14 protein-coding genes and 1 pseudogene are annotated in these 11,226 nt (G+C 51.5%); 9 read left to right on the forward strand and 6 right to left on the reverse strand.

What is annotated here, in order from left to right; all coding sequences use genetic code 11:
• Positions 1-39: 39 nt before the first annotated feature.
• The 6 genes from MKQ70_RS13090 to MKQ70_RS13115 all read left to right on the forward strand — a co-directional run bounded on the left by MKQ70_RS13090 (position 40) and on the right by MKQ70_RS13115 (position 2,401).
• Positions 40-570 (forward strand): SRPBCC family protein, encoded by a 531-nt coding sequence (locus tag MKQ70_RS13090; protein ID WP_248071652.1) that lies wholly within the window; start codon positions 40-42, stop codon positions 568-570.
• A 36-nt stretch (positions 571-606) separates the two neighbouring features.
• Positions 607-1,296, forward strand: coding sequence for an RHS repeat domain-containing protein (locus MKQ70_RS13095; RefSeq protein ID WP_248071654.1), 690 nt, complete (start codon positions 607-609; stop codon positions 1,294-1,296).
• Complete coding sequence (locus tag MKQ70_RS13100; RefSeq protein ID WP_248071657.1) at positions 1,293-1,472, forward strand: hypothetical protein; 180 nt, start codon at positions 1,293-1,295, stop codon at positions 1,470-1,472. Before MKQ70_RS13095 ends, MKQ70_RS13100 begins: the two co-directional genes overlap by 4 nt.
• A gap of 175 nt (positions 1,473-1,647) precedes the next feature.
• Positions 1,648-2,085: a hypothetical protein gene (locus MKQ70_RS13105; RefSeq protein WP_248071659.1), complete on the forward strand. Its 438-nt coding sequence runs from the start codon at positions 1,648-1,650 to the stop codon at positions 2,083-2,085.
• A gap of 14 nt (positions 2,086-2,099) precedes the next feature.
• The gene (locus MKQ70_RS13110; RefSeq protein WP_248071667.1) at positions 2,100-2,255 is read left to right on the forward strand and encodes a hypothetical protein; all 156 of its coding nucleotides are present in this window, start codon (positions 2,100-2,102) and stop codon (positions 2,253-2,255) included.
• Positions 2,252-2,401 carry a hypothetical protein gene (locus MKQ70_RS13115; protein WP_248071670.1) on the forward strand — a complete coding sequence of 50 codons (150 nt, stop codon included), beginning with the start codon at positions 2,252-2,254 and terminating at the stop codon, positions 2,399-2,401. Before MKQ70_RS13110 ends, MKQ70_RS13115 begins: the two co-directional genes overlap by 4 nt.
• A gap of 312 nt (positions 2,402-2,713) precedes the next feature.
• On the opposite strand, the gene MKQ70_RS13120 is transcribed toward MKQ70_RS13115, so the two are convergent.
• Entirely contained in the window at positions 2,714-2,854 is a 141-nt protein-coding gene (locus MKQ70_RS13120; protein ID WP_248071672.1) for a hypothetical protein, read from the reverse strand.
• Between the two features lie 49 nt (positions 2,855-2,903).
• Here MKQ70_RS13120 and MKQ70_RS13125 point away from each other — a divergent pair, with 49 nt between their 5' ends.
• Positions 2,904-3,707: an alpha/beta hydrolase gene (locus MKQ70_RS13125; RefSeq protein ID WP_248071675.1), complete on the forward strand. Its 804-nt coding sequence runs from the start codon at positions 2,904-2,906 to the stop codon at positions 3,705-3,707.
• A 53-nt stretch (positions 3,708-3,760) separates the two neighbouring features.
• Positions 3,761-4,282 carry a GNAT family N-acetyltransferase gene (locus tag MKQ70_RS13130; RefSeq protein WP_248071678.1) on the forward strand — a complete coding sequence of 174 codons (522 nt, stop codon included), beginning with the start codon at positions 3,761-3,763 and terminating at the stop codon, positions 4,280-4,282.
• Between the two features lie 242 nt (positions 4,283-4,524).
• Here the strand turns inward: MKQ70_RS13130 and MKQ70_RS13135 are convergent, their stop codons facing one another.
• Positions 4,525-4,722: a hypothetical protein gene (locus tag MKQ70_RS13135; RefSeq protein WP_248071689.1), complete on the reverse strand. Its 198-nt coding sequence runs from the start codon at positions 4,720-4,722 to the stop codon at positions 4,525-4,527.
• Between the two features lie 11 nt (positions 4,723-4,733).
• Complete coding sequence (locus tag MKQ70_RS13140) at positions 4,734-5,381, reverse strand: nitroreductase family protein (RefSeq protein ID WP_248071692.1); 648 nt, start codon at positions 5,379-5,381, stop codon at positions 4,734-4,736.
• 214 nt (positions 5,382-5,595) lie between these two features.
• Here MKQ70_RS13140 and MKQ70_RS13145 point away from each other — a divergent pair, with 214 nt between their 5' ends.
• Positions 5,596-5,850, forward strand: a complete 255-nt coding sequence (locus MKQ70_RS13145; RefSeq protein ID WP_248071695.1) for a winged helix-turn-helix transcriptional regulator — start codon at positions 5,596-5,598, stop codon at positions 5,848-5,850.
• Positions 5,851-5,894: 44 nt separating this feature from the next.
• On the opposite strand, the gene MKQ70_RS13150 is transcribed toward MKQ70_RS13145, so the two are convergent.
• The 3 genes and pseudogenes from MKQ70_RS13150 to MKQ70_RS13165 all read right to left on the reverse strand — a co-directional run bounded on the left by MKQ70_RS13150 (position 5,895) and on the right by MKQ70_RS13165 (position 11,129).
• The gene (locus MKQ70_RS13150) at positions 5,895-6,881 is read right to left on the reverse strand and encodes a c-type cytochrome (RefSeq protein WP_248071698.1); all 987 of its coding nucleotides are present in this window, start codon (positions 6,879-6,881) and stop codon (positions 5,895-5,897) included.
• Positions 6,882-7,043: 162 nt separating this feature from the next.
• Positions 7,044-9,857 carry a DUF8487 domain-containing protein gene (locus MKQ70_RS13155; RefSeq protein WP_248071700.1) on the reverse strand — a complete coding sequence of 938 codons (2,814 nt, stop codon included), beginning with the start codon at positions 9,855-9,857 and terminating at the stop codon, positions 7,044-7,046.
• A 31-nt stretch (positions 9,858-9,888) separates the two neighbouring features.
• Positions 9,889-11,129 (reverse strand): annotated as a pseudogene (locus MKQ70_RS13165) (sugar porter family MFS transporter).
• Positions 11,130-11,226 lie beyond the last annotated feature (97 nt).

Here is an 11,226-nt window from a genome sequence, read left to right on the forward strand (position 1 = left end):
CGAAATATATTTGCAGTATCAAACCTAAAACCTACAAACATGAAAATCTTAAAATGGATCCTGATCATTATCGCCGTACTGATTATCGTTCCCTGCCTGCTGGCGCTGTTTATGAAAAAAGATTACAGCATTACCAAAGAAGTGGTGATCAACAAGCCCAAACAACAGGTGTTTGACTATGTAAAGTACTTGAAGAACCAGAACAAATTCAACAAATGGGTACTGAGCGACCCGGCAGTGGTAATTACCGACCGCGGTGCAGACGGTACGGTGGGTTACGTGCAGACCTGGGACAGCAAGGCGATGTCCAGCAAAGGCGAGCAGGAAATCAAAAACATCGTGGAAGGTGAAACGATCGACTGCGACCTGCGCTTCGAAAAACCATTTGCGGGACTATCACCTACCACCATGCGCACCGACGCAGTGTCTGATAATCAGACGAAAGTGACCTGGACCTTCAATGGCCGCATGCCTTACCCGATGAACGTGATCCGTCCGTTAGCGGAAAGTAAGATGTCGGATGACCTGGGAGAAAGCCTGGACTTGCTGAAGAAGCAGTTGGAACAATAGGAAAAATTTCCTATATTCAACTACCTTTATAGTCCTATGAAAAGAAAAGCCTACTTACTGATCCTCCTTTTCGTGCCTTTATATTTCAGTTGCAAAAAGGCATATCACAAAGATTGGAAATTCCAGGTATGCAGCAGCATTGCCAGGAGCGATCAACAACCCGCGCTGGACCGTTTGCACGATTTTAAGGGCGAGCCCAAACGGGCTACCGACAGCATTTTCGGCACTTACCTGAGCGAAACAACGGTGAATGATACCGTGGTAAACGAGTATCTTTTTTCCAAAGGCCAGATCAAACGCGTAAATACCCTGATAGAGGGTTCGAAAATGAGTATGCGGATGGAATATGATGGCAACGGTAATATTAAAGCGCTGGAGTCGAACCCGGATGGCAGCAAAAGCGAATTTACATACGACGATGCAGGCAGACCGGCGAGCCATTCCTACTCCCTTGCTCAGGGCAAAACGGAAAAACACGGTATCAATACTTTGAGGGCAACGACAGCCTTTACATTTTTCATGAAGGCCGCGGTACCGAAAAAATCTATCTCACCGAAACCGATACCGTTATGGCGGTGGTACGTGATTTTGAAAGCGAAGGGCTCCTGCTTTCCCGCAAGATGGAATTTTACGACAAGAAGAGCCGCCTGGTGCAAACCCATTACTTCCGCCAGGATAAACTCTACCTGCGTACAAAATACGTTTTTGACAACCAGGGCAACGTGATCTTCCGTTTGAGCGAGCGCGAGGCGGCGGCCGAAAGCGAAAGGCTGCTGGCAGAGCGGGGCAGCTCGTACCGGTATGAATACAATTACGACCCACAGGGCAACTGGATACAGAAAATAAGTCGCCAGCTGGACGGCAACTGGACCAGCACAGAAACACGGAAAATTGAATATTGAGGATTCCCGGAAAAACGATATATTCGCAGACGTTTTTTCACAAAACACCCAAAAGCTCCAATTGCTTACGTCTGAAAATATAAAGTAGACCCAAAAACCTCAATATTCATCTGTTACCGTGATACCTGATTTATTAAATTCCAGCGAGCGGGATAGGCGCTACTATAGCACAGCTTTGCGTAGCATATCCCGGAAAACGATTACCGCCAGGCGGGCGGCGAAAGATCTTGGTACAGCCGGCCATGCTGCGCGTACAATTTACTCGGCCATTTCGGAGGTGATCGAAACCTCTTATGACCCGGATTTCCAGCACCGTTTACTGGCTGCGCTGCAAGGCGTGATAGCTGCTGATAGAACCCGTAAGTCTGGCGAAAAAGTCATACTGCCGCAACACCTGAAGCAACTCAAAAAGCTCCGCGTATTCAATCCTGCCGGTATTACCGTAAAAACAAAAGTAAAACGCAACCGTGGCGGCTCCATACAGGTGCAGATCGCGCAGCCTGCACGGCAGGCACCGGCAGCGATTAACTATATTGAGTTCCGCGCCGTGGCGGTGATGCCTAACTTACGACATGGCTATTGCCGTACAATGATCTCCTCCCCTTTATATTGAGCAAGAGCGAAGCAATGCCCGAGCTCACCCTCGACCTGCCCTCACAGGCGGTACGGGCATGCCTGGTGATCCTGGAAGCCAAGGCATACAAGCTCCGCGACGGCAACCTGGTACCCGTAGCCTACCAGGCGCATAATGCGGCCGATGTGATCGCAGTGCTGCCCCCATGAAGAAAATAGCGCGCAGAAAGGCGAAGAAGGTGAAGGTGTCGGAGAAGACTGCGGCGTACTGGACGTATGTAATGCAGCGGAAAGATTTTGGGGGATGCAGGAGAACTGATTCAACCTGGAAGAAAATGGAAAGGCTGGCTGCGTAGGCTGGCCATTTTTATTTGGAGTGATGCGGTTGCAGAAGCTGGCTTTGTTTCGCTGTTCCGACAGCCATCATAAAAAAGGGCTGCAGAAGCAGCCCTTATAGGTTTTTCATTAAGACATGGTTAAAAGAATGTAAATATCGCTAGTCTAATTTCTGTCGCAGAATTAGCAAGAACCTTGCCATATTTTTATCTTGATGGCCTGTTCACTATCAACAAATCCTTCGGGTCTTTCCCGGTTTATTACCAGGTTGGTCCAGACCCGGTATCCGCACCTTCCAGGTTTGCCATGCTGGCATTGGATTGCGCCGTCAGCTAGCTGACAAACGTGGCATGGCGGCCATAAAAGCTGAGCAACGCACCGGCCGTATGCCGGTAAGACAGCTTGCCGGCCACACAATGCTCCGCCTGCAATTTATTCCGCAGGTAATCATTTAGTTGCAATGTGATATCCATAGCCGTAAATTAAGGGAATTTTATTTTCTTTGTTACAAACAGCATCCACATGAAAATCCGCATACTGATCGTATTACTCTGTTGCTATATTACTTCGCAGGCCCAGGATACGCTTCGTTATCAACAAAAAAACGACCTGCCCTACCGTACCGGCAACCAAACGGCGTACATGAAAGAGCGCTGTAAACTGGATATCTACTATCCACAGAACGCGCGTAATGTGCCGGTGATCGTATGGTTTCACGGCGGCGGCATCACCGGTGGCAGCAAGTCTATCCCGAAAGAACTGAAACAGCAGAACATGATCATCATTGCGGCCAACTACCGGCTGCACCCGCAGGCTAAATGCCCGGAGTACATCGACGACGCGGCTGCAGCAGTGGCCTGGGCGTTTAACCATGCCCGTGAGTATGGTGGAGACACCGCCCGCATTTACGTTTCCGGTCATTCCGCCGGCGGTTATCTCGCCGAAATGATTGGCCTGGATAAATCGTACCTAAAGCCTTATAAAATAGATGCCGACCGCATCGCAGCCCTGTTCCCGTTCAGCGGGCAGGCGATCACGCACTTCACCGTGCGTAAAGAACAAAACATTGCCGAACTGCAACCCACGATAGACCGTTATGCTCCACTATTCCATGTGCGTGCCGACGCGCCCCCGCTGTACCTTTACACCGGCGACCGCGAACTGGAATTACTGGGACGTTACGAAGAAAACGCTTACCTGGCGCGGATGATGAAGCTGGCCGGTCATAAAAACACGTTCCTGTACGAGTTGGACGGGTACGGGCACGGGGATATGCCGATCGGGGCGTTTCATTTGATGTTGCAGGCGATTAAAGGGAAGAAGTAAAATGGGATCGCCCATTTTTGCCTATCTTCCTTCCCGTTAAATGCTCGTGCCCCATGATCGAATTCAGAACCGCCCGGCCGCAAGATGCCGCATCTATTGCGAAAATACATGCTCATAACTGGCAAACCACTTACCGTGGTATTTACAGCGATACTTTTCTTGATAACGATGTGACTACTGAACGCGCCACCGCCTGGCGACAACGCCTCGAATCACCCGCGCCTAACCAGGTGATCACCGTTGCGCTGCTGGATGGTGAGGTGTCCGGTTTCGCCTGCCTGTTCCCGGAACACGACCCGGTGTACGGTGCGCTGCTCGACAACCTGCATGTTGCCGCCGAAGCACGCGGAACAGGGATCGGCAAACAGCTCATGGGTAAATGCGCCGGGGCCATTGTTGCCCGATCGGCGCGGCATAATATGTATTTGTGGGTGTATGTAAAAAATGTCAACGCCATTGCCGTATACGACCGGTTGGGAGGCATGAACGCGGGCACTGAGCCGCAGCATCATGTAGACGGATCTGTTGCGGATGCTTACCGCTACGTCTGGCAGGACGCATCCATCCTATTATAAAGATAAAGCGCCACATCTTCCGATGTGGCGCTTTATCTATCTTATCCTTGCGCGAAGCGAGGCTTCGGGCTGTATCCTGCGTAAAGGTTTGCCGCGTGAAAACAACCAGGTGACCCAGCCGTGTTCGTAACCGCCTTCCAGCGTACAATGATAATACTTGTTGCCGGAGCGCTTCAGGCAAAATACCGGATCAGGCGCCAGGAACTGGTAGAAGTGGCCACTCCGGCGGTAATGACCACGCGTTACCGTCGTATCCGCCGTTCTTCCCGGAAATCGGTGCGAACAAAACCGCTGTCTCCGTAAAAGCGGATGTAGGTTGTATATTCCTGCATCCTGCCGTCCTTCACTACATTGTTCCTTTGCGTATAAATCTTCTCCTGCGCCTTTCCGGTTTGTATGCCGGCCGATAAGAGCAGCAGGAAACATAACATTCGCTGCATAGACGGCAATATTACGGAAAAACGGGCTTACACATATTGTACGAACGCTTCTTTCGGCGTGCGCACTTTTTCTTGTCGACAAGCCAGTCGTTCGCGGTATCACGGTAACCGAGGGCGAGGATCAGCACGCTGGTGAGTCCCTGCGCTTTCAGGCCCAGCAGTTCATCGAGCTGCGGCGGCAGAAAACCTTCCATAGGCGTGGCATCTACCTGCTGTTCCGCGGCGGCCGCGATGGCCAGTCCGAACGATATATAAGCCTGGCGGGCAGCGTGCTGCGCGTGCCACTGCTGACCAAGCGGCTCATAAAGTGACCACAGGCGCTCCTTGTAAGCATTCACCATTTCCTGGTCCGAATTGGGGCGTTGCGAAATCATTTCATTAAAAACAGTATCGATACGCTCCCGGGTATACCCATCCCAAGATGCGAATACCAGCAGGTGAGACGCTTCTACGATCTGCGGTTGATCGTAAGCGATCGGTTTTATCTTTTCCTGTAATGCTTTATCGTTTACGACAAAAATCCGGTAGGGCTGCATGCCGGAAGACGACGGCGCCAGGCGGGCGGCCTCAAGGATGTAATCTAATTTATCCTGCGGCACTACGTCGCCATTCATTTTCTTGGTGGCGTAACGCCAGCCAAGATGCTGCAATAGACTCATGTTCAACTCATTTATTTCCACAAAAATATCCTACCTTTACTATACAAAAGATATTACTATCCTGCCAGATAGTACTATCCTAGAAGATAGTATATGAACAGTAAGCCACTTGCAGCCGCAAAAACTGCGGCATATCGGGCGATTGCTCCCAGGCACTACTTGCTATCCAGGACGCGATTAACATCCGGAAGGCAGATGGAAAGTGCAGATCATCGTGTCCTTATTCTACGGACCCAAACGTTTTAAAGAGATATCCCGCGATTTACCGGGTATTACGGATAAGATGTTATCCAAGGAGCTGAAGGATTTAGAAGCCAACCTGCTGCTGAAACGTACCGTACAGGAGAGTTTTCCGCCACGGGTGGATTATGCGCTGACCGATCACGGGCAGACGCTGAAACAACTGATCGCGGAATTAGGGTTGTGGGGATCCAAACATCGTAAGCATGTGATGAAGAAAGCGGTTTAACAATAACAATCGTAAAAAAGCCGCCCGATGGGCGGCTTCTCCTTTTATTTTGACGGCGTATTCAGCGCAAATCGTTCCACCTTATTATCCAAAGGCTTCACCGACTGCAAGTACGCGTAAATCGCTTCAAGATCGGATGTTTTCATGCCCGCGTACATCGACCAGGGCATCGGTGTATTCAACTCGCCGGGTTTCAGCTGCCGTGGTGCGTAACCGCTGTCTGTATACATTTTGAACCGCTGCACGAACATATCTTTCGACCAGCTGCCGATACCGTTTGCTTTATCGAACGTGATATTGGGTGAGCGCACAATACCTGCCGGCTGTGCGAATTCCATTCCGCCACCAAATTCCGTACCCGGGATCACCTTTCCTTTATCGGTCTGGCTGTGACAGTCTACACATCCGCTGGCATTGATCAGGTATTTGCCATAGGCTACCTGGTCGCTTTCGGCAGGACGTTTGGTGAATGCTGCTTTCGCGGGCATCGTGTTAATCAGGACATTCACCGGGAAATCTGCTTTAGAGCGTGGAATCTCGTTCACCACGGGCTCCAGCGTACGCAGGTAAGCAATAACGTCCATAATGTCTTCCTGGTCCATCTGACCAAAGCGATGATAGCCCATCACCGGGAACAACGCATGACCATCCTTGCTCACACCTGTGGTAACCGCACGGAAGATCTCTCCGTCTGTCCAGCCGGATAAGGCATGCGGCGTGATGTTCGGCGCATAAAAGTCGCCCGGAAAACCCATCTGCTTGTTAAATACTTCACCACCGCCGCCTATGCCCTTTTCCACCATGGGGCCGGCGTAACGCGACCAGTCGCGCGTACTATGACAATCCATACACACCGCCACGTGATGTGCGAGGTAACGTCCGTTCGCAATACGTTCCGGGGTGTTTTTCAGGGTAATTTCCGGTGCGGGACCAACGTTTGGAAGCGCCGTTTTCACATAAACGCCAACGCCTGCAACACCGAGAATGAGCACTAATACGATAATACCAATGACCTTAAATACTTTTTTCATGTTGTGTTTTTTGGGGAAGGCGGGGTAGCCGTTCCGGGATATAGGGAGCAAAATTAGCCGGCCGTGCAGCATAAATATTGAAAAAAGCGACAACTTTCATAACGCAATAAAAAAGCCGCACCACTACAGTGCAGCCCTTTTCTTTCGTTTGATGTATATAACTTATTGATACAAAGCCCTTACCGGCGCAGCGTCCAGGGTTACCGCCGGGTTAAAACCCGCGCCATTCATGTACGTCAGCAGGCTGTGGTACAATTGCCTTGCCCCCGGTCGGTTCTCCAGGTCGTGTGTAAAATCTATCGAGGTCACCACCAGCTTACCTTTCCCCACCTTACCCTCAAACAACAAACCGAGTTTACGGGCTTCAAACCAGGTATCGATCAGTTGTACCGTAGGTTTCAGTGTAGCCGGGAAATCGCGGAGGCGCATGGGTTGTGCAGTATGCAAAATATCCCACCACTGCCAGTTGCTATGGTATTCGGTAGGAAACCTGGCGAAGGCCGCATGTTTCGGATCGCAGAGAATGCCAAGCGTATGCGGCGCCTGGTAGGTTGTCCATTCCGTATTCCAGAAAACCGTAGACATGGCGGTCGGTATTTCGGCGCCCATGCCTTTCGCTACTTTGCCATTAATATTGAGCAGTACTTTAGCGCCCGCCTGCAATTGCTGTAACACGGCATCACTCAATTCATTCACTACAATGATATCTTTTGCCGGTGCAGTCGTTACTTCCGCAGGATACACCCAAAGATCCCAGTCATTCACGCCCAATCCTTTTACCGTTACTTCGAGGTTCAGCTTTTGGGCGGTGTTGATACCGGCAAGATTAAACGAAATACTAGCTGCCGGGTTATCGTTGCGCAGTTCCAGGTCTGCTCTGCTGTTACCGCTGGCCAGTACCTTTTTATGTTGATCGCGGATGCGCCAGCTGATAGCCGCCTGCTTAACCGGTTCGCGGCCGTAGTGCGAAATCTGCAAACCGGCCGTCAGCGCTTCATTGTTCTTAAATACGAACTTCGGCAGCAACGCCAAAGGCACTGTAGCGGAGGCGAAGCGGTGATACTCCGCCGGCGTGCAATATGGTTTGCTGTTCCAGAACGGGTCCAGTACCCCCACGAGTGCGGAACCCTGTCCCGGGAAATCATGCAGATCGAGCAGCTGGTAACCCGCGTACCCCGTGCGCATACCGGCCTCTATGTCCGCCTTATAACACAGCACCTGCAACTTACCGGACGCCATGAGAAAATCCCGCTCCTGCCCCTGCAAATGCTCTTTCTTCATAAAATCGCGGAAGATCTCAAAGTTGCGCGCCTGCAATAAGCCCGTGTATTTCTTTATCTCAGAAAAATCGGGATACACGCACCATTGGCCTATTTCATGCGCAACTACGGGCAGGCGTTTACCGGTATTCCTGTGGATCTGCTCCATTTTATCGCTGAAATTGTACCTGCTGTTCGGCGCCTTGGCATTGATCACACTATTTACCCCCTCGCCCCATGCCTGTATGCGCGGGTCAGGCGATACATGATAGTCATTCACCGGCAACGCAGGCCAGCCGGAACCAGCGGTGTACAGGAAACGATTATCGCGTTCCTGCCAGTACTTCACCCAATGCGCCAGGTAAGGATCGCGCGCTTTGCCGCCTGCCGGTTCATTTCCGTGAATCAACATGCAAAAGGAAGGGTGATTACCGTAAGCGTCCACGATGCGTTGCGCCTCCCGGTATAGGTAGCCGTCGATCGAAGCGCCATCTCCTACCCTCGCCCAGGCATCAACTTCGATAGAGAAGTACACGCCATAACGGTCGCCTGCCACGAACGCGGCTTCCGGCGGACACCAGGAATGAAAACGCAGGTGATTGAGGCCATGCGCTTTAATGATGCGGCAAATGCGGCCCCAGGCAGCCGTATCGGTGGGCGGATATCCCGTGAGCGGGAAAATCGCACACTCCAATGTGCCACGCAGGAAAATTGGATGACCGTTGATCGTTAGTTTATCTGCTGTTGTACCAATGCTGCGCATACCGTATTGCACCTTCTTCACGTTCTTTCCCATCGCGGATTGCAGGGTTACTGCCATCTCGTATAAAGCGGGATTGAATTCATCCCAGCTATTGAAAGATGCTCCCATGGGGTAATTCAGTTCCAACAGACTATCACCTGCCTGCAACGCCTGTTTTACCGGCGCTATTGCAGTGCCCTTACCCAGTGGCTTCGCGGCCAGCAATAATTGCTGTCCTGCCACCGCCGGACGCGCCAGCTTAACGCTCACCCGAACCTGTTTACCCGCAAGGTCGGGATACAACTGCACCTGTTTGATGAAATCTTTCTCCTTTACTTCCAGCAGCATATCGCCCGCAATACCGTTCCAGGTACCCTGGGTCTGATCGCTGGCGCTGTGCGCGTTAATGCCTACTTCTGTGAGATAACGGTTATCTACACGCACCGTTAACCGGTGTTTGCCCGGCGTCAGGCGACTGAGATCGTATACATGCGCCGTAGCCAAGCTGCTATCTGCGCCCACATACTGTCCGTCTGCATACACCGTAGTGCCCCAATGGCAGCGCTCAAGTTTTAGCTCGATGTGTTTATTGCGCCAACCTTCCGGGATGTTGATATCCTTTTGAAACCACACCGGGCCTACGTAATACTTCTTTGGCGTAAGCCAGAAAGGAAATTTGAAGTTATCATCAGGGTAATAAGGCTTGTATTTATCCTGCTGCAGGAAACGTTCGGTACCTCTTTCGCCGATCCAGGGTGTTCTTATGGAGGGATCATCACCGAAACCCTGTGACTGAACAGCACCGGGCAATTTCACCGGTTCAGTAAATGTTTGCAGCGACCAGCGTTGCCGCATCCCCTCATCATTACGATCCAACCGGATCTGCCATTCGCCAGCCAGTGAAATTTTATCCTGTGCGGAAATCCGCATCGCCATTGCCAATGCGATGAGCGCCAGGCTGAAGTGTTTGTTCATATTGAATGCCATTAGTTATATAACATGGAAATTAATGCCTGATGACCTCGCCCAGTTGTTCGAGCGTTTGGCCTTTTGTTTCTTTTACCCGGCGCTTTACAAAAAAGAACCCAAGCAAACAGATGGCCCCGTACATGTAAAACGGCCCGTATGCACCGAGCACCGTGGACAAAATCGGGAACGTAAACACCAGCACGAAATTGGCGAGCCATAAGGAAACAATCGCTACGGAAGATGCCTGCCCGCGGATATGGTTCGGGAATATTTCAGAGATGATGACCCAGGTAACCGGCGCCAGCGACGTGGCATACAGCGCGATGGCAATCAATACAACGATTGACACGGCCCCTGCGGGCGCTTTTGTTTGCAGTAGAAAAGAGAGGACGAAATAGGTGATGGTCAATCCCAATGAGCCGGCCAGCATCAATGGCCTGCGACCGAGTTTATCTACCTGCCACATGGCTACCAGTGTAAAAGAAGATTCACAACACCGATGGCCACTGTTTCGAACAGCTGCCTGTCGAGGTTAGCCCCCACCGCTTCAAAAATAGTAGAGGTATAATTGAATACTACATTGATTCCGCATAACTGCTGAAACACTGCGAGCGTAATACCGATCATCACCGCAGGCCTTACACTGCGCTCGAACACTTCCGCAAAAGCAGTTCTCTCCCGAACAGGCGACTGGCGGAGGATCACGGCAGACGTTTCCTCCGCAAAGCTGTCGCCGCCGATCTTACGCAGGATCTTTTCGCCCTGCTCCTTTTTACCGGCTGCCAATAACCAGCGCGGACTTTCAGGCAGCCAGCAAACACCGGCGAAGAACAGCAGCGAAGGCAGTGCGCCCATGCCGAACATCCAGCGCCATGCCTCATCACCATTACCTGCAAGGCGGTAGTTCACAAGATTCGTAACGAGTATACCCAATACGATGGTCAGTTGATTGATCGCCACATTACGGCCCCGCGCATGCGCCGGCGATACCTCCGCAATGTACATGGGACTAAGAATAGACGCCATGCCCACACCAATGCCCGCGGCAAAACGCATGCAGATAAAGATCGTTAAATTCCCCGCGAACGCCATACCCAACGACGACACCGCGAATATCAGCGCCGCCAGGAGCAGTCCGGGCTTGCGACCACGTTTGTCTGCCAGCCGGCCTGCCAGCAGGCATCCAGCTACACAACCCAGGGCAAGCGAGCCGGTAAGAAAACCTTCCCACCATGGCGTAAGGCCGAAGGCCGTCCGTAAAAAGGCAGGGCGCCGGATATCACCGCGAAATCGAAACCAAACAAATACCCGCCGAGGGCAGAGATGAAAGAGATCCCGATGATATAGGCATGATTATAAGAATGCTTCGCAGCCT

Source organism: Chitinophaga sedimenti, from assembly GCF_023156195.1.
Lineage (GTDB): Bacteria > Bacteroidota > Bacteroidia > Chitinophagales > Chitinophagaceae > Chitinophaga > Chitinophaga sedimenti.

Bases quoted from the DNA above. Each gene is read 5' to 3' on its own strand.
- MKQ70_RS13115 (WP_248071670.1), top strand. From the start codon at position 2,252: ATGAAGAAAATAGCGCGCAGAAAGGCGAAGAAGGTGAAGGTGTCGGAG.
- MKQ70_RS13150 (WP_248071698.1), bottom strand. From the start codon at position 6,881: ATGAAAAAAGTATTTAAGGTCATTGGTATTATCGTATTAGTGCTCATT.
- MKQ70_RS13110 (WP_248071667.1), top strand. From the start codon at position 2,100: ATGCCCGAGCTCACCCTCGACCTGCCCTCACAGGCGGTACGGGCATGC.
- MKQ70_RS13155 (WP_248071700.1), bottom strand. From the start codon at position 9,857: ATGAACAAACACTTCAGCCTGGCGCTCATCGCATTGGCAATGGCGATG.
- MKQ70_RS13125 (WP_248071675.1), top strand. From the start codon at position 2,904: ATGAAAATCCGCATACTGATCGTATTACTCTGTTGCTATATTACTTCG.
- MKQ70_RS13120 (WP_248071672.1), bottom strand. From the start codon at position 2,854: ATGGATATCACATTGCAACTAAATGATTACCTGCGGAATAAATTGCAG.
- MKQ70_RS13090 (WP_248071652.1), top strand. From the start codon at position 40: ATGAAAATCTTAAAATGGATCCTGATCATTATCGCCGTACTGATTATC.
- MKQ70_RS13130 (WP_248071678.1), top strand. From the start codon at position 3,761: ATGATCGAATTCAGAACCGCCCGGCCGCAAGATGCCGCATCTATTGCG.
- MKQ70_RS13135 (WP_248071689.1), bottom strand. From the start codon at position 4,722: ATGCAGCGAATGTTATGTTTCCTGCTGCTCTTATCGGCCGGCATACAA.
- MKQ70_RS13095 (WP_248071654.1), top strand. From the start codon at position 607: ATGAAAAGAAAAGCCTACTTACTGATCCTCCTTTTCGTGCCTTTATAT.
- MKQ70_RS13140 (WP_248071692.1), bottom strand. From the start codon at position 5,381: ATGAGTCTATTGCAGCATCTTGGCTGGCGTTACGCCACCAAGAAAATG.